General features: G+C 66.3%; 14 protein-coding genes and 1 pseudogene. 10 read left to right on the top strand and 5 right to left on the bottom strand.

What is annotated here, in order from left to right; all coding sequences use genetic code 11:
- Window positions 1-25 precede the first annotated feature (25 nt).
- Entirely contained in the window at window positions 26-1330 is a 1305-nt protein-coding gene (locus U1872_RS15540) for an MFS transporter (RefSeq protein ID WP_332793823.1), read from the top strand.
- Window positions 1327-2373, top strand: a complete 1047-nt coding sequence (locus U1872_RS15545; protein ID WP_332793824.1) for a hypothetical protein — start codon at window positions 1327-1329, stop codon at window positions 2371-2373. Before U1872_RS15540 ends, U1872_RS15545 begins: the two co-directional genes overlap by 4 nt.
- Here the strand turns inward: U1872_RS15545 and U1872_RS15550 are convergent.
- Window positions 2370-3047, bottom strand: coding sequence for a TetR/AcrR family transcriptional regulator (locus U1872_RS15550; protein ID WP_332793825.1), 678 nt, complete (start codon window positions 3045-3047; stop codon window positions 2370-2372). The genes U1872_RS15545 and U1872_RS15550 overlap by 4 nt on opposite strands.
- A gap of 41 nt (window positions 3048-3088) precedes the next feature.
- Window positions 3089-4741, bottom strand: coding sequence for a carboxylesterase/lipase family protein (locus tag U1872_RS15555; RefSeq protein WP_332793826.1), 1653 nt, complete (start codon window positions 4739-4741; stop codon window positions 3089-3091).
- A 117-nt stretch (window positions 4742-4858) separates the two neighbouring features.
- Between U1872_RS15555 and U1872_RS15560 the strand changes: the two genes are divergently transcribed.
- Both U1872_RS15560 and U1872_RS15565 read left to right on the top strand, forming a co-directional pair.
- On the top strand, window positions 4859-5413 hold the full coding sequence (locus U1872_RS15560) for a DUF3237 family protein (RefSeq protein ID WP_332793827.1): 555 nt from the start codon (window positions 4859-4861) through the stop codon (window positions 5411-5413).
- Between the two features lie 24 nt (window positions 5414-5437).
- Window positions 5438-7303 (top strand): bifunctional sugar phosphate isomerase/epimerase/4-hydroxyphenylpyruvate dioxygenase family protein, encoded by a 1866-nt coding sequence (locus U1872_RS15565; RefSeq protein WP_332793828.1) that lies wholly within the window; start codon window positions 5438-5440, stop codon window positions 7301-7303.
- 179 nt (window positions 7304-7482) lie between these two features.
- Here the strand turns inward: U1872_RS15565 and U1872_RS15570 are convergent, their stop codons facing one another.
- Window positions 7483-7851: a DUF1622 domain-containing protein gene (locus tag U1872_RS15570; RefSeq protein ID WP_332793829.1), complete on the bottom strand. Its 369-nt coding sequence runs from the start codon at window positions 7849-7851 to the stop codon at window positions 7483-7485.
- A 34-nt stretch (window positions 7852-7885) separates the two neighbouring features.
- Here U1872_RS15570 and U1872_RS15575 point away from each other — a divergent pair, with 34 nt between their 5' ends.
- From U1872_RS15575 to eutB, 5 genes and pseudogenes are all read left to right on the top strand, one after another.
- Window positions 7886-8395 (top strand): RNA polymerase sigma factor, encoded by a 510-nt coding sequence (locus tag U1872_RS15575; RefSeq protein ID WP_332793830.1) that lies wholly within the window; start codon window positions 7886-7888, stop codon window positions 8393-8395.
- Between the two features lie 102 nt (window positions 8396-8497).
- A complete protein-coding gene (locus U1872_RS15580) occupies window positions 8498-10225 on the top strand; it encodes a vWA domain-containing protein (protein ID WP_332793831.1) in 1728 nt (575 codons plus the stop codon).
- A gap of 586 nt (window positions 10226-10811) precedes the next feature.
- Window positions 10812-11489: a tetratricopeptide repeat protein gene (locus U1872_RS15585; RefSeq protein ID WP_332793832.1), complete on the top strand. Its 678-nt coding sequence runs from the start codon at window positions 10812-10814 to the stop codon at window positions 11487-11489.
- 847 nt (window positions 11490-12336) lie between these two features.
- Window positions 12337-13998, top strand: coding sequence for a gamma-glutamyltransferase (ggt, locus tag U1872_RS15590; protein WP_332793833.1), 1662 nt, complete (start codon window positions 12337-12339; stop codon window positions 13996-13998).
- A gap of 18 nt (window positions 13999-14016) precedes the next feature.
- A pseudogene (gene eutB, locus U1872_RS15595) lies at window positions 14017-14118 on the top strand (ethanolamine ammonia-lyase subunit EutB); the annotation flags it as partial.
- 136 nt (window positions 14119-14254) lie between these two features.
- Here eutB and U1872_RS15600 read toward each other — a convergent pair.
- Window positions 14255-15082 (bottom strand): hypothetical protein, encoded by an 828-nt coding sequence (locus U1872_RS15600; protein ID WP_332793834.1) that lies wholly within the window; start codon window positions 15080-15082, stop codon window positions 14255-14257.
- 215 nt (window positions 15083-15297) lie between these two features.
- Here U1872_RS15600 and U1872_RS15605 point away from each other — a divergent pair, with 215 nt between their 5' ends.
- On the top strand, window positions 15298-15927 hold the full coding sequence (locus U1872_RS15605) for a DUF2238 domain-containing protein (protein WP_503654766.1): 630 nt from the start codon (window positions 15298-15300) through the stop codon (window positions 15925-15927).
- Between the two features lie 226 nt (window positions 15928-16153).
- Here the strand turns inward: U1872_RS15605 and U1872_RS15610 are convergent, their stop codons facing one another.
- Window positions 16154-17059 carry a LysR family transcriptional regulator gene (locus U1872_RS15610; protein WP_332793836.1) on the bottom strand — a complete coding sequence of 302 codons (906 nt, stop codon included), beginning with the start codon at window positions 17057-17059 and terminating at the stop codon, window positions 16154-16156.
- Between the last annotated feature and the right edge of the window lie 5 nt (window positions 17060-17064).

The raw sequence follows: 17064 nt of genomic DNA on the forward strand, positions 1-17064 counted from the left end.
CCCCCGCGTGCGAGAGGATGAGGGCATGAGCGAAACCGGCACGATCCACGCGAGCGTCAGCGCCGCCCGTCCCAGCCGCGCGCGCTTCGCGATGCTCGGGCTGATCGCGACCGGCACGCTGGTCAACTATCTCGACCGCACGATCCTCGGCATCGCCGCGCCGGCGCTGACCAAGGATCTCGCGCTCAACCCGGCGGTGATGGGGATCGTCTTCTCGGCTTTCTCGTGGAGCTATGCCGCGTCGCAGGTCCCCGGCGGGCTGTTCCTCGATCGCTTCGGCACGCGGCTGACCTATGCGCTGTCGGTCGGCTTCTGGTCGCTGTTCACGCTGCTTCACGCGCTGGTCGGGTCGCTCGGCGCGCTGCTCGGGCTGCGGCTCGCGCTCGGCCTTGCCGAGGCGCCGTGCTTCCCCGCTAACAGCCGGGTCGTCGCGACCTGGTTCCCGCAGTCGGAGCGCGCCCTGGCCACCGGCGTCTACACCGTCGGCGAATATATCGGCCTGGCGTTCCTCAGCCCGCTGCTGTTCTGGCTGCTCGCGCTGCACGGCTGGCGCTCGCTGTTCATCGTGTGCGGGGTGATCGGCCTCGCCTTCACTTTGGTCTGGCTCGCGCGCTATCGCGAACCCGCCGACCACAAGACCGTCAACGCCGCCGAGCTCGCTTATATCGCCGAAGGCGGCGGCCTCGTCGGCGGCGCCGCCAAGGGCGCCCGGATCGACTGGAGCAAGGCGAGCAAGCTGCTGCGCTTCCGCCGGATGTGGGGCATCTGCCTCGGCCAGTTCGGTGGCAATTCGACGCTCATCTTCTTCCTCACCTGGTTCCCGACCTATCTCGCGACCGAGCGCCACATGGCCTTCCTCAAGATCGGTTTCTACGCGGTGCTGCCGTTCATCGCCGCCTCGGTCGGCGTGCTGTTCGGTGGGTGGTGGTCGGATACGATGCTGCGCCGCGGCCTCTCGGCCAGTATCGCGCGCAAGACGCCGATCATCACCGGCCTGCTGCTCGCCTCGACGATCATCGCCGCCAATTTCGTCGAGTCGAACGCGGCGGTGATCGCGATCCTCTCGCTCGCCTTTTTCGCGCAGGGGATGGCGGCGCTGGGCTGGACGCTGGTGTCCGACATCGCGCCCGAGGGCATGCTCGGCCTGACCGGCGGGATCTTCAATCTCGCCGCCAATCTCGCGGGGATCATCACGCCGCTGGTAATCGGGCTGATCGTTGCCGAGACCGGCTCGTTCTTCTACGCGCTCGCCTTCGTCGGCATCCTCTCGCTGATGGGGGCGCTGTCCTATATCTTCATCGTCGGCGACGTGAAGCGGATCGTGCTGTGATCTGGCTCGCCGCTTTGCTCGCTCTGGCCGCGCCGGCCGAGGCGTGCCCGCCCGGCGCTTCGCTCGGCTTCGTCTGCGGCACCGCGCATCCCGAGGATGTCGTCGCGATCCCCGGCACGAAATGGATCATCGCCAGCGGCTTCGCGCCGGGCGCCGGGCTGAAGCTGGTCGACACCGAGACGCATCGCGCGGCGCCATGGTTCGACGGGAGCGCGGGGCAGGTCGACCCCGACCGGCGCGCCTATCCGGAGTGTCCCGGCCCGGTCGATCCGGCCCTCTTCAACGCGCGCGGCCTCAGCCTGCGCCGCGTCGGCGAAGGCCGTTACACGCTCCACGTCGTCAATCATGGCGGCCGCGAATCGATCGAGATTTTCGACGTGACGCTGGGAGCAGGCGGCCTTGCCCTCCACTGGCGCGGCTGCCGCCTGATGCCCGCGGGGCAAGTCGGCAACGCCGTCGCGACCTTCGCCGACGGCACGCTGCTGGTGACCGTCCTCACCCGCCCCGGCACGACGATCGGCGATTTCGTCCTCGGCAAGCGCACCGGCGCGGTGTGGCAATGGGCACCCGGCGCGGCAGCGTTCAGCGAAATCCCCGGCACGCAGCTGCCCGGCAACAATGGGCTTGAGACCGACCCCGACGAGCGCCATTTCTACGTCGTCGCGTTCGGGTGGCACTCCGTCTTGGTCTACGACCGACGCCATCCGACAAAGCCCGTGCGCACGATCGAGATGCCCGGCTTCATGCCCGACAACATCCACTGGACCGACGGTCGCCTCGTCGCGGCGGGGATGCGGCTCGACGAGCCCGCATGCGGTGGACTGCGCCGCGTCGTCGCGGGCGAGGCCGACAAGATGCTGTGTCACCGCGGCTACGTCGCCGCCGCGATCGATCCGGGGACGGGCACCGTCACGACCGTGGCGTATGGCGAACCCGACCCCGCGTTCAACGGCGTCTCGGCCGCCGCGATCGTCGGCGACACGCTCTGGCTCGGGTCATACCAAGCCGATCGCCTCGCCTATCGCAGGCTACCCGGCCGCTAGGAGGGCCGACACGCCGCCAAGACCACCTCGACCACCTGCTCGCGCCGCCGTTCGACCGCGTCGGGCGAAACCATGTCGCGCCGGAAGATCTCCGAAAAGGTATAGCGGTTCGAGACGTTGTAGAAGCATAGCGCGCTGATCGTCATGTGCAGGTCGATCGGGTCGAGATCGGCGCGAAACACGCCCTCGTCGCGGCCCTTCGCCAGGATTTCGCCGAGCACGCGGATCACGCTCTCGTTGCGCCGCTTGATCCCCGCGACGTCGCGGATGAATTCGCCGTGGTGCATGTTCTCGTTCATCACCAGCCGCACGAATTCGGGGTGCTCGTGATGATAGTCGAAGGTCATCCGGACGTTGGTCTTGAGCGCCTCCTCGGCGCCCATCGTCTCGATCGGCATTGCCGTCTCGGTCTCGCGGATGCGGGTATAGGCTTCTTCGAGGACAGCGCGATACAGCCCCTCCTTGCTCGCGAAATGATAATAGATCATCCGCTTGCTGGTGTTGGTGCGCTCGGCAATCTCGTCGATCCGCGCGCCGCTCAAGCCCTTGTCGGCAAACTCGGCGCGCGCGACCGCGAGGATGTTGGCCTTGGTCGCCTCCGAATCCGCGGCACGCGTGCCGCGCGGCTCTGATGTCGTAGCGATGGCGCGGTCCCTTGGCTGAAGTGCTGACATGACGCGTAGAAGCTCGCCCCGCTGCGTTCAATATCAGCGCGTCAGTCGCGTGGCGAGCCACGCGGCGCGAGCGGCGTCCGCGCCACCGGATGCGCCGCGAGCCACGCCAATCCCGCCGCATCGAGCGGCCGCACCGCGACGCTGTCGCCGAACACAACCTCGCGTTGATCGCGCGCCGACCATGCCGGCCAGCCCGCCCCCGGTCGACCGTCGCGCGCAAAGGCGATCAGGTGGTCCATCATCGTCGTCGCGAGGCTGCGATCGTAGGACGTCCAGTCGCGCGTCTGGCGCAGGCTGTTGTACACGTCGAGCGTGCCCAGCCAGTAGGGGATGTCGCCGGTGTGATAGGCCCCGACCGTCGCCGGATCCTGGTCGGCAAAGCGCACCCCCGGCGTATAGGGATGCTTGCGCGCGAAGTCGTCGATGTACGTCGCCAGGCCGACCTCCGCCTGATCGACCGCGCACTGCTGCGACGCGAGCGCAAAGCCACCGAGATGCGCAACGCGCCGTGCCGCAGCCTTGGCTTCGGCGTCGCTGGCCGCGGGGAAGCGCTCGAGAAACGCGTCGGCCTCGGCGCCGAACGCGGCGCGCGCGGTGGCGCGATAGGCTTCGAGCGTCGTCACCTTGCCGAACGGGCTCATCGCAATGTCGATGTCGTCGGTGTTGGAACTGGCGATGATCGGCACGCGGTTGATCCGCCCAGCCGCCAGCAATGCCGCCTTCTGCGCGGGCAGAACGACACCATCGACGATCGGCCCGCCGATCCTGACCCCTGCGACATTCGCCCCGAGCTGGCTCTCGCTCTGGATCGCCAAAATGCGATCCGCAGGGATCGCGCGCATCGCCGCGAGCGACCCAGCCTTGAGCCGCTCCTGCACCGCCACGCCGATCGCTTCGCCTTCCGCCAGCGTCGGCAGCGTGTCGCGATAATTGCACCAGCTCGTCATCACCGCGCTACGGAACAGCCCCTTGGCCTCGGGCGAAAAGATCAACGACGCCACCGACAGCGCGCCCGCCGATTGCCCGATGATCGCGACCTTGTCGGGGTCACCGCCGAAGGCCGCGATGTTCGCCTTGACCCAGCGCAACGCCGCGATCTGGTCCATCAGCGCGTAATTGCCCGAATGCCCGCCCTGCTCGCGGCTGAGCTCGGGATGCGCGAGGAAGCCGAACGCGCCGACGCGATAGTTGAAATTGACGAACAGCGCACCGCGCCGCGCGATCTCGGCGCCGCCATAATTGGGCATCCCCGACGACCCGATCGTGAAGCCGCCGCCATACAGGAACACCACCACCGGCAGCTTCGCGGCAGACGCCCGGGGCGGCGCCCAGATGTTCATCGACAGACAGTCTTCGGAGACCGCCTCCTCGCCGAAATAATGGTTGATGTCGTGCGGCCGCAGCACCTGCATGCATTCGGGGCCGGTGCGATCGGCATTGCGCACGCCGCTCCACGCGACCGCGCGCGGGGGCGCCCAGCGCAAGTCGCCGACCGGCGGCGCGGCATAGGGAATGCCGAGATACGCGCGGACGCCGCCGTCGCGCTGCGTGCCTGCGACCAGGCCCGACCCGGTGCGTACGGGATCGGTCGCAATCGGCTGCATCGCCGCGACCTGAACCGCTTGGCCAGCGATCGCGGCCGCCGCCGACACCAGCAAGCTCGATGCCGCAAGCATCCGCAAGATCGCTTTCATCCATCCTCCTCGCCGGGCCGCAACGCGCCTCTTGCCGATTTCGGTCCCGACGGGCAGAGTGTGTACGAAACGGTTCGTGATCGTCAAGCGACGACAGGATCGGGGCAAGGAGATGCGATGATGGAGAGCCTGACCAGTCGGCGCACGGTGCTCGGGGCGATGGCCACGACGCTGCTCCCGCTCACTCTGCCGACGCCTGCGCAAGCGCTCCCGCCAAGCCCCCCGCTCCCGCCGCCGGAGGCCACTCCGCGCGTCGAGTTCGCTTTTTCCGTCCACGTCCTGCTCGAGCCGACGCGCGAGATCGGCCGCACGCCGTACGGCATCCGCCGCCGCATCCCGATCATCGGCGGGAGGTTCGAGGGCCCGCGCATCAGCGGCCGCATCCTCCCCGGCGGCGCCGACTGGCAGCTCCAGCGCGCCGACGACTACACCGTGCTCGAGGCCGATTACATGATCGAGGCCACCGACGGCACGCAGATCCACGTCCGCAATCGCGGCCTGACCAACACCCGCGTGGCAGGCGTAAAGGCGCGCTACCTCCGCACCGTTCCCGAATTCGAGGCGCCGACCGGGCCGCACGACTGGCTCAACCAGTCGGTCTTCGTCGGCAGCCTGCAAAGTGTGTCGGGCGGCCCGCCCGCGGTACTCGTCCACGTCTTCCGTCTCGCCTGACCCCCAATCGATTGGAACTGTCGCTTGCGTACCTCCATCGCCACCGTCTCCGTCAGCGGGACGCTCGAACAGAAGCTCACCGCGATCGCGGCCGCAGGCTATGACGCGGTCGAGATTTTCGAGACCGACCTGCTGTCCTGCGCCGCCTCGCCGCGCGAGATCGCGCGCCAGCTCGACGATCTCGGACTGACTTGCGCGCTCTACCAGCCGTTCCGCGATTTCGAGGGAATGCCGGGCGAGCTGCGCCAGCGCGCGCTCGACCGCGCCGAGCGCAAGTTCGACGTGATGGCCGAGCTCGGCACCGACCGGATACTGGTCTGCTCGAACTGCTCGCCGCATTCGCTCGGCGAGCACGACCGCATCGTCGACGATTTCCGCGCGCTCGGCGAGCGCGCCGCGGCGCGCGGCGTGCTGGTCGGCTATGAGGCGCTCGCCTGGGGGCGGCACGTCTACGATCACCGCCAGGTGTGGGAGATCGTCAAGGCGGTCGATCATCCGTCGATCGGCATCCTGCTCGACAGCTTCCACTCGCTGTCGCGCGGCATTCCGAACGAAAGCCTCGCCGAGATCGACCCGGCCAAGATCGTCTTCGTCCAGCTCGCCGACGCGCCCTTGCTGTCGATGGACCTGCTGTTCTGGAGCCGCCATTTCCGCTGCATGCCGGGGCAAGGCGACCTGCCCGTCGCGGGCTTCGTCGCCGAATTGCTCAAGCTCGGCTATGACGGCCCGCTCTCGCTGGAGATCTTCAACGATCGCTTTCGCGCGAGCTCGACCGCCTTGGTCGCGCAGGACGGCCTGCGCTCGCTCGTCGCGGTGCACGACCAGGCCGAGCGGATGATCGGCAAGCGCTCGCCGCTGCCGCCGCCCTCCCCGATCGGCGGGATCGAATTCATCGAATTCGCCGCGTCGGACGAAGAGGCGACGCGGCTCGAGCCGCTGCTCGCCGGACTCGGCTTCGCCAAGGTCGGGCAGCATCGCGCGCTGCAGGTCGATCGCTGGCGGCAGGGGGCGATCAACCTCGTCGTCAATCGCGAGCAGCGCGGCTTCGCGCATTCCTACGACATCATGCACGGCGCCTCGATCTGCGCGCTCGGGCTCACCGTCCCCAACCCCGACGCGACGCTGCGCCGCGCCCGTGCGCTCGCGATCCAGCGTTATGACGATGGCACGCCACGCGAGAGCGCCGGCATGCCAGCGCTGCGCGGCGTCGGCGGCAGCCTGATCTATCTGCTGCGCGATACGGCGACCGACCGGATCTGGACCGACGAATTCCGCGCGCTGCAAGGCGACGCCGAGGATGCCGGGCTCGAGCGGGTCGATCACGTCGCCGCCTCGGTCGACATCGACGAATTCCTGTCGTGGCAGCTCTATTGGACGGCGTTGTTCGACGTCGCCAAACAGGTCGAGCTCGACATTCCCGACCCCGCCGGGCTCGTCCAGAGCCGCGCGATCGAGGGGTCGGACGGCGCCTTCCGCGTGACGATGAACGCCTCGGGCGGCCGCGGCACGCTGTCATCGCGGTTCATCGGCAACGTCTTCGGTGCCGGCTTCCAGCATATCGCCTTCACCACCCCCGACATCTTCGTCACAGCCCGAAGACTCGCGGCCAACGGCGTCGCGATGCTGGCGATCCCGGGCAATTATTACGAAGATCTGGTGGCGCGCTTCGGGCTGGCCGATGACCTGATCGCGGAGATGGCCGCGCTTAATATCCTGTTCGACCGCGACGAGGCCGGGAACGAATATTGGCAAGTCTACACCCGCGCATTCGAGAAGCGCTTCTTTTTCGAAGTGGTAGAACGTCGTGGCGCCTATCTGGGCTATGGTGCGACAAACGCCCCAATCCGGCTTGGCGCGCAAAGTCAGTTTCGAGCTGAACCGGCAGCGTGACGTGACGACAGTGCCGAATGGAGCATCGTGCCTTTCTTTGAAACCCTATGAGATCTGTGTTTTACCGTCGGGCCAACCCCACTGCCGCGCATGAACGGTAGGCCACCAAACAATCGACTCAGATTCGGATCGGCGCGACCTTCGCCGACCAACTGCTTGCGGCTACCCGCCATGAGGCCCTAGCCGTGCCCTTGCTCGCGGCTCCTGCTGCGATCCGCGTCACGCGGCGTTCGCCGCCATGGCCAGCACCCTTCGATCTCAGTTTCGAGAGAGAAGCGCAGGAAGGTACGGATCGCGATGATGGCGCCGAGCAGGCCAACGCTCGCGAAGGTTAGCGGCGCGGTGATCGTTGAGATGATGTCGGCCCCGACCAGGAGCTCGAGACCCAGGAGGATGCCACGCCCCAGTCCTGCTCGATACCGCTGCTCGATGCCGTGATCCCACCCATGGAGGCATGCGCATGATAAACCCGCGCGCCGATGGCATTGTGCGCGCGAATGATGCACAAAGTTCGCGATGTCGGGGAAGGTGGCGCCGCGCTGAACCATGGTCGATCGCGGCGACGATCATGACACGGAGCTCGTGGCCGACGCCGTCGCCGGCGACCGCGCGGCGTTTTCCGCGCTGCTCGAGCGCCATTACAATCGTATTCACGGCCTCGCGTGGCAATTGACCGGGTCACGCAGCGATGCCGACGATATCGCGCAGGACGTGTGCTGCGTGCTGGTCGAGCGTATCGGCAGCTTTCGCGGCGAGGCCAAGTTCTCGACCTGGCTTTGCGGCATCGTCGTCAACGCGTGCCGCGACGCGCACCGCCGACGGCGCTCGTTCGGCGGGTTGGCCGCGCGACTCACCGTGCTGGCGGGATTGGCGGCCGGGACCGACGGGCGCGACCTGCACGACGCGATGTGGGTCAAGAGCGCGATCGCCGGCCTGCCTCCGGCCTATCGCGAAACCGTCGTGCTGGTCGCAGGCCAGCAACTTACCCACCGCGAGGCGGCGGCGATCCTTGGCGTGGCCGAGGCGACCGTGTCGTGGCGCATGCACGAGGTGCGGCGGATGATTGCCGGGAAGGCTGGCGGCGAGCGCTAACGCGTCCTGAAATAAATTTCACACCCATCCCAAGGATTCACGGCCGGGGCGCGTCCAAGGTGATGCGGACGATATCGCCCGCTGTCACCAAGGGAGATCACCATGCCCCATCCGTCCAAGGCGATCACGACCGGGATCGTCCTGTCGCTGCTCGCCGCTTGCGCCAGCACCGATCAGAAACTTTCGTCGCCATCGAACACGAGCAAGGCCGCCGCCCAGGAAGGCGCCTCCGATATCGTCGTGACGGGATCGCGCGTCGCTGGCGACACTATGTCCGTGCCGCTCATGGCGCCGCCGCCGCCGCCGTCCGTCTCCCCTCCCAGCCCTGTGACCATGAGCCGCGCCTACGGCTATGCGCAGGAGCGCATCCCAAGCCCTCCCCCGTACCACGACGTCGGGCGCGACAAGTTCACGGCGACCGAGCAGAACGCTTTCAAAGTCGTGCGCGAAGAACCGGTTTCGACCTTCTCGCTCGATGTCGACACCGCCTCCTATGCCTTCGTCCGCGCGTCGCTCAATCGCAACGTGCTGCCGCAGCCCGCGGCGGTGCGGACCGAGGAGATGATCAACTATTTCCCGTATGACTACGCGCCGGCGCGGAGTGCGGCGCAGCCGTTCAGCACCAACGTCGCCGTCTTCCCCAGCCCATGGTCGCCCGGCCGCAAGCTCGTTCGCATCGGCGTGAAGGGCTATGCCATCGGGCACGAGACGCGCCCCCGCGCGAACCTTGTGTTCCTGATCGACACGTCGGGCTCGATGAACGAGCCCAACAAGCTGCCGCTGGTCAAGCAGTCGCTGGAGATGCTGCTCGATCAGCTCGACGGAGACGACAGCGTGGCGATCGTCACCTATGCTGGCAGTGCGGGCACCGCGCTCGAACCGACACCCGCGCGCGACAAGGCTAAGATTCGCGCGGTGATCGACCGGCTGGGTGCCGGCGGCGGCACGGCTGGGGCGGAGGGCATCCGCCAGGCCTATGCGCTGGCCGAGCGGAATCTTGACCCCAAGGGCGTCAATCGCGTGATCCTCACCACTGACGGCGACTTCAACGTCGGCATCACCAGCCAGGACGAACTCAAGGGCTATGTCGAACGTGAGCGCGGCAAGGGCGTGTTCCTCTCGGTGCTCGGTTTTGGCATGGGCAATTACAACGATGCGCTGATGCAGACGCTGGCGCAGAACGGCAACGGCACCGCGGCCTATATCGACACCCTCAACGAAGCACGAAAGACGTTGGTCGACGAGGCGACCTCGACCTTGTTTCCGATCGCCAAGGACGTGAAGATCCAGGTCGAATTCAATCCGCTGGCGGTCGCCGAATACCGGCTGATCGGCTACGAGACGCGCATGCTCAAGCGCGAGGATTTCGACAACGACAAGGTCGATGCCGGCGATGTCGGGTCAGGGCAGACCGTGACGGCGCTGTACGAGATCGTGCCGGTGGGCGGGCCGCGGGCGAATGGCGACTTGCGGTATGCGCGGGCGGCGCCCGTAGCGGCTGCTCCGTCGAGCGGCGAACTCGGGTTCGTGAAGATTCGCTACAAGCTGCCCAAATCCGACACAAGCCGGTTGCTGACCACGCCGATTAACAAGCGCGTGCAATTCGCCCGGTTCGAGGATGCGCCGCAGGACGCACGCTTCGCCACCGCCGTCGCCGGCTTTGCCGAATTGCTGCGTGGCGGGAAATACAATCGGACGCTGCGCTATGACGACGTCCTGCGCATCGCAACCGCGACGCGGGGGCCGGACGCATTCGGTTACCGTTCGGAGTTCGTGCAGATGGTCCGCGCGGCAAAAACTGCGCCTGAGATGGCAGCGCTCGAGCGGTAAGGTGATGGCCCGGGGGATGCTACGAGCGTCCCCCCGGGCCTCGCCACCGACAACATGCCCTTCGACCCGGCCGAGATTGCCGCTATAGGTTGCGCAATGCCCGTCTCCTGCACTCATCGCATCCTTGGCCCGGCACCTCGCCTTCGGAAAGTCGAGGCGTCGAATGGGTAGCGACGACGATTTCCCCCGGCTCCTGCCCCAGCCGCCACCGCCCCGGCCGAGCCGGCGCGAGGCCGCGATCGCCGCCGCGATGGAGCGCTTCGACGGGACGTCTCCGGCTGCGGCGCCGCCGAGCCGCCCCCCGCCCCGCCGGAGGGCATGGTGGACGATACCGAGCGCGCAGATGGGGGCCTTCGCGTCGGTCCTGTTGATCGCAACGATCAGCGCTACGCTCGCGCTTCACACCCCGGGCGACGGGCTCGCGCCCCCGAGCGATCAGCCAGCCAGAGTGCCCCCTCTCCCTCCAGGGACCGCGCCCGCAAAGTCCGGTGCGGGTGCCCGACCCAAGGCGCTTGCCAGCACCGAACCGATGGTGCCAGCCCCTACGCCGCCCGTTCGCGTGCCCTCGTCGCGGAGCGAGGTCGCGATGGTTGATCGTGGTGCGGCCGACGCATCGCGGAAAGAAGCCGCGCCTGCCCCGGCGATGATCGCCCCGCCCCCCACTCCGGTCCCACTTTCACCCGCGGCGTCTGCCCCGCCTGCTGCGGTGGTCGCGGCGGAGCCCGCCGCACAATATGCGCGCGTCGCGAAGCGCGCCGCCCCGCGCGTCGAGATCGCTGAAAAGGGGGAGGACGCGTCGGTCAACGACATCGTCGTCACCGGTTCGCGAGTTTCTCGCGGGCGGCGCACCACCGAGCGCGGCGACTGGAATGCCTGCACGCTGGATGACCCGCGCAGGGATCTGCGGAAATGCAAAAGCGCGATCGGTCGGGCGACAAACACGGCGGCCGTATCGCTCTCCGAAGGTCTGACGCTTGGCTGGCAAGGCGACTGGGCCGCCGCTGTCGAAGCGTTCACCCAAGCGATCGCGGCGAAACCGCGCTCGGGCTTTGCCTATCTCAACCGCGGCCTTGCCTATCGCCACTCCGGAGACTTGGATCGTGCGGCGGCCGATCTCGATCTGGCCGTCCGATACGATGGTGACGCCCGCAGTTATTACACCCGGGCCCTGCTCAAGCGCGAGCGCGGTGACGAGCGCGGTGCGCAAATCGACACGGCACGTGCCGTCGAGCTTGACCCTGGTTATGGGGACGTATCGAATTAAAGGGGATGTCGCATATTCGCGGTTTTTTAGATCGACGGACAAAGAGAGAATGATCAGGGAAGCTCGTCTCTAATCTTCAGACGTTGCACTCAATGACCCAATCCCAGTCATTCAGTTCGCTCCGACTGCTTACCACAAGCAGACATTCGAGCGCCCTTCCCCGCCTCCCACTTTTCGGCCGTTCGTTCACCTGATTGGACGGCAACTTCTTGGCGCGTGAATCAGGCGTCTGTACGGCCTAAACTGGTGGAGAGCTGCTGTTGCCTGTCATGCTGAAGAATTTGTAAGAGCGAGCTGGCCTTATAGGGGTGCGTGTGCTGCGTACTGCCCGTAGACTAACGCCACAAAAAATACGAAGCCAGCCAGAATAACAGCGTAGATTACGTACCTTACGAATCGGGCAGGCCCGCTTTCAGGTAGCAGAACAATGGCGCATAATCCGAAAATCACCACGGCGAGATAGGCTGTAAACATCGCAGCCTTGTAGCGGAGGATAACCACTATGTCTGCTGATGGCGTTCTGGAAGCGCGCGCAACCGGCGAGAACTGGTCGACAGGGGTCCGGCAGCTTTGCAGCAACGGCGACCTACAGTCGGACATTCTCTTCAACATCCGCACCGCCCAATCTCGGACCTTCATTCAGTACCCATTTTAGGCGGGGCGGATCCGTCTCCCGTACCCATATGAATAGCCCAAGCACAAACGGTTCGACTGTACGTGCTTTTCAACGCCTGCGGTTTGCGTCACCATCGGTGCCATGCGCACGTTCCTCCCCGCCCTTTGCTTGGCTCTGGTCCCAGCAGTTGCAACCGCTGCCGATCGCGAGCCGGTCGCGGGCTCCGGTGGAATGGTCGTCAGCGCGCAGCAGCTCGCAACTGATGTCGGCGTCGAGGTCCTGGCAAAAGGCGGCAACGCGATCGATGCAGCGGTCGCGGTCGGCTACGCGCTGGCTGTCGTTTACCCACAGGCCGGCAACATCGGTGGTGGCGGCTTCATGACGCTCCATCTCGCCGACGGACGCTCCACCTTCCTCGATTTTCGCGAGAAGGCCCCCCGTGCCGCGACCGCCACCATGTTCCAGGACAAAGACGGCAACCCCGTACCGAGCCGGTCGACCGATAGCTGGCAAGCGGTCGGCGTACCGGGCACGGTGCTGGGCCTGGAAATCGCGCGGGTCCGCTATGGCACCCTGTCGCGCGCGACCTTGATGGCGCCGGCGATCCGCCTGGCGCGCGACGGCTTCTTGCTCGGCCAAGGCGATGCCGGGGTGATGGCACTCGAGGGCCCGAAGCTTGCGCGCGATCCCGAAGCCGCGCGCATCTTTCAGCCACGCGGCAAGCCACTGACCAAGGGCGATCGGCTGGTGCAGGCCGACCTCGCCCGGACGCTTGGACGGATCGCCGCCAATGGCCCCGATGCATTCTACAAAGGATCGATCGGCGGCGCGATCATCGCGGCTTCGACCAAGGGTGGCGGCATTCTCGCCCGGCAGGATTTCGTCGACTACCGGGTGCGCGAACTGAAGCCGATCGAGTGCGACTATCGCGGCTACCACGTCGTTTCGGCGCCTCCCCCGAGCTCCGGGGGCGTGTCGATCTGCGAAACGCTCAACATCCTGTCGGGCTATGACCTCACCGCGATGGGTTTCCATTCCGCCGCCGAGGTTCATGTGCTGGTCGAGGCGCTGCGCCGGGTCTATGTCGATCGCAATAACAAGCTCGGCGATCCCGACTTCGTCGCCAATCCGATCGCCGAATTGCTCGAGCCCGCTTATGCCGCGAAGCTGCGCGCCACGATCGATCCCGAACGCGCGACGCCGTCCGCGTCCCTCGGACCCGCGGCGCCAGCGCACGAGGGCAAGAGCACCACCCACTATGACGTGGTCGATGCCAAGGGCAATGCGGTGTCGGTCACCTACACGCTCAACGACTGGTTCGGCGCGCACCGGGTCGCCGCCGGCACCGGCATCGTGATGAACGACGAGATGGACGATTTCACCTCGAAGCCGGGATCGCCCAATATGTTCGGGCTGGTGCAGGGCGCGGCCAACGCGGTCGCGCCGGGCAAGACCCCGCTGAGCTCGATGAGCCCGACGATCGTGCTCAAAGATGGCAAGGTCGTTTTGGTGATTGGCAGCCCGGGCGGTTCGCGCATCATCACCATCACACTCGAGGCGATCCTCAACATGGTCGATCATGGCATGGACGTGCAGGAGGCGATCGACGCTCCGCGCATCCACGAGCAATGGCTCCCCGACACGGTCGCGCTCGAACCTTTTGCGCTGTCGGCCGACACGCGACACTTGCTCGAACAGCGCGGCTATACCTTCTCCGACGAGGGGCAATGGGGCATTGCCGAGGGCATCGCGCTGGGGGCGCCAAGGCTCCGCAGCATAGCTGGCGCGACGTCGGGGTTCCTTTCGCTCGGCGCGCCGCCGCTAGCCGGAGCGACGATGTTCGGCGCGCATGATGCACGGGGCGGCGCCGGATCGGCCGCGGCAGTGCGCTGACTCTCAGGCCGCGCCTATACGGTGGCGCGCGCCTTTGCGCCGGTATTGCTTAACGCCATGGTCGGTTGCGCAGGGCCGGAGTGCCTCTACGACGGCAAGGGAATCGCCGGTGCAGCGCTCGAGGATCATTTTGGCGTAGCTGCCGAGCGTCGCCGACCAAACACCGACCGCTTCCAAGGCCGATTGGACCCAGTAGCCGCCATTCCCGGCGCCGTTTCGCCTTTCCAACTTCCGACATTCATACATTCGTGCACGATCACCCCCGACCGGGCGTATCGATGCACCAGAGCTCCTGCTTCACGATCCTTGGCTTGCGGCACGAGCTCGCGGGGAGTGGCGGCTTGGATCCCGGGCGCCACATGCCCAGTCGCTGCTGGATGTTAGGCATTTCGGAATCGATGACCGCGAGGGGGTTGCCGTCGGCGTAGAGGGTGGCGCTCCGGTAGCGGAGGACCCGCACGTAGCGGTCGCCTCGTCCGAGGCGGTCGACCGTGATCCAGAAGCCGAACGGGGCATCGTTCGTCGGTTCGGCGGAGACGATCGCGCCACGGAGTTGGCCGGCCTCGACGTATCGGATTTCTTGATTGTTGTTGCGACCGGTCTGCTTCTCGTAAACGGGCGCAAATCGGTCGAGCGCTCGTTCGTAGGTCAGCGCGACCATCGCGACGCGCTGGTCGCCATCGCCGCTGTGCAGGCTCGCGACCTGTATCAGCAGCAATGGGAGGTCCTGCCGCGGCCTGACGATGCGAACGTCGTTAAGAAAGTGGGCCTGCGAGAAGAGATCGTCCTTGTCCGGTCCGGCGAGCAGCCCATCAAGGTTTGGACGGCAGCTCCGTCCTCCGTCTGCGCTGATGCATAAACGGATTGGGCCGGGGGTCTTGTCAGTGGGGTCGCCAAATGGATCCGGGATCGCGGGCCCCTGCGTCGCGGTGAAGCGCCATCCTATGCGGGCGCCGAATGGCGCCGACAGCTCGACGGGCTGGGGCCCGCCCGTTCCCGCCGGGGCCGCGCCTGCCACCATGACCGTCAAGGCTGCTAGCAGGAGAAGGCGCAACGCCGATGCTCTCAGCACGGTCATCTTCATGAGTCTTCCTCGCCTATCCGCCGCTACGATCCACAACTGAACGCTCATTGACAGTTTCCACCGTCCCTATTCCGGCCGTTCATTCAGGTAGATCTGACGGCCGCTTCCGGTTTAGCTGAAGTGCCCGCGGAACGAAAAAAGGTGACGAAGGTGCCAGATCAATGCTCTCGATTGCATCGCCTAATCGGCGCAGTACGGGAGGGTTCGGAGGTTAAATGCCAGAACAGAACCGGACGCGAAGTAATAGAGGGCTCGCGTTGTTAACGGTAGGGTGGGCAGGCGCGCTGGTCGTGTCGGGCTGGAACCCCTTTGATCGTGCGACGTGGTGGATGGAGATCGCGCCCGCCCTCATCGTTCTACCTGTTCTATGGGCAACGCGTCGGCGCTTCCAGCTGACGAATTTTGCGCTCACCCTGATCTTCGTGCACGGTCTCGTGCTGATGGTGGGCGGCGCCTACACCTATGCGCGGGTGCCGATAGGCTTTGACGTTGAGAGCTGGCTTGGTCTTTCGCGAAATCCATACGATCGATTTGGCCACCTAATGCAAGGGTTCGTACCAGCCATCGTCTTGCGCGAGTTACTCATCAGGCTGGGCGGCATGCCGCCGGGTCGGCTACTCACCACTTTGGTCTTGGCGTGCTGCTTGGCCGTAAGCGCGTCCTACGAGCTAATCGAATTTGCGGCCGCGATGGCGTTAGGCCAGGGCGCCAACGAGTTTCTTGGCACCCAAGGCGATGCATGGGACACGCAATGGGACATGCTTACGTGTCTCCTTGGCGCTGTTTCCGCCGTGGTCCTGCTCTCTCGCATCCACGACAGGCGGTTGGGACAGATCGCGACTTGACCCAGCTGACGACGTCACTGCGTCGAGTACCATCCCAAGGTGGCCCTGCGTCCCTACTAGCGACGGTATGACCCACAATCCGACATTCGTCTCATCCTCGTCGCGTCCCGATACCCGACGTTCGTTCAACATCGAAATTCCGCTTTATTTTGCGGCTCAATCGCTGATGCGCAGTAGCAAAAACCGATACTTGGACCGCCGCCGCCTTCCTAAAATCTGACCTTACCTAACTTGCACGCGCCCTGATGAAGTCGATGAACGCGCGCAGCGGGGGCGGCACCAGGCGACGGTCCGAATAGTAGAGAAAAGGGCCGGAAAACGGCTGCCACCAGTCTTCCAGCACTGGCTCCAACGCACCGCTGTCGAGATGCGGACGCAGCCAGTCCTCGAACAGCGAAATGATCCCCACGCCTGCGACGGCGGCGTCGACGGCGAGATCGGTCGCGCCGCCGACCTGTACGATCAACGGCCCGCGTGGCTCGACCCGGACGATCTCGCCGGCACGCTCGAACTCCCAGGGGCTCGTCAGGGCACCGCTCGCGAAACGTCCGAGCACGCAGGCGTGGTCCAGCAGGGCGCGCGGGTGGTCTGGGCGGCCGTGTCGATCGAGATAGGACGGCGCAGCGGCAGTCGCCATTCGCTGGACGCGCGGCCCGATGGGCACCGCGATCATGTCCAGCTCGAGCCGTTCGTCGTAGCGGATGCCGGCGTCGCACCCAGCGGCGAGCACATCGACGAAGCTGTCTTCCGCAACGATCTCCAGCCGGATCGCGGGATGCGCGGCTAGGAATCCGGGCAGGATCGCGGGCAGCACGAGACGCGCGGCGCTGACCGGCACGTTCAGTCGAAGCGCCCCTGCCGCGCCGTCCCGGAAGCGTCCGACGGCGTCCAGGGCGGCATCGACCTCGCCGAGTGCCGGGGTAAGCCGGTCAATGAGCCCCGCACCGGCCTCGGTTGGCGTGACGCTGCGGGTGGTGCGGTGGAGCAGTCGGACGCCGAGCCGCGTCTCCAGGCGGCGCACGGCTTCGCTCAGCGTCGAGGCGCTGGTGCCGCTCGTCCGCGCCGCGTCGCGGAAACCGCGCGCTTTTGCGACCGCGAGGAAGGCAGTCAGGTCTCCAAGGTCAGCGTCCATCGTTC

This window comes from Parasphingomonas frigoris (assembly GCF_036663815.1).
Taxonomy (GTDB): domain Bacteria; phylum Pseudomonadota; class Alphaproteobacteria; order Sphingomonadales; family Sphingomonadaceae; genus Sphingomonas.

Coding starts and splice junctions, on each gene's coding strand:
- U1872_RS15610 (WP_332793836.1), bottom strand. CDS start 17,059: ATGGACGCTGACCTTGGAGACCTGACTGCCTTCCTCGCGGTCGCAAAA.
- U1872_RS15585 (WP_332793832.1), top strand. CDS start 10,812: ATGGTTGATCGTGGTGCGGCCGACGCATCGCGGAAAGAAGCCGCGCCT.
- U1872_RS15605 (WP_503654766.1), top strand. CDS start 15,298: ATGCCAGAACAGAACCGGACGCGAAGTAATAGAGGGCTCGCGTTGTTA.
- U1872_RS15540 (WP_332793823.1), top strand. CDS start 26: ATGAGCGAAACCGGCACGATCCACGCGAGCGTCAGCGCCGCCCGTCCC.
- U1872_RS15555 (WP_332793826.1), bottom strand. CDS start 4,741: ATGAAAGCGATCTTGCGGATGCTTGCGGCATCGAGCTTGCTGGTGTCG.
- U1872_RS15580 (WP_332793831.1), top strand. CDS start 8,498: ATGCCCCATCCGTCCAAGGCGATCACGACCGGGATCGTCCTGTCGCTG.
- ggt (WP_332793833.1), top strand. CDS start 12,337: ATGGTCGTCAGCGCGCAGCAGCTCGCAACTGATGTCGGCGTCGAGGTC.
- U1872_RS15550 (WP_332793825.1), bottom strand. CDS start 3,047: ATGTCAGCACTTCAGCCAAGGGACCGCGCCATCGCTACGACATCAGAG.
- U1872_RS15570 (WP_332793829.1), bottom strand. CDS start 7,851: ATGGTTCAGCGCGGCGCCACCTTCCCCGACATCGCGAACTTTGTGCAT.
- U1872_RS15600 (WP_332793834.1), bottom strand. CDS start 15,082: ATGAAGATGACCGTGCTGAGAGCATCGGCGTTGCGCCTTCTCCTGCTA.
- U1872_RS15560 (WP_332793827.1), top strand. CDS start 4,859: ATGATGGAGAGCCTGACCAGTCGGCGCACGGTGCTCGGGGCGATGGCC.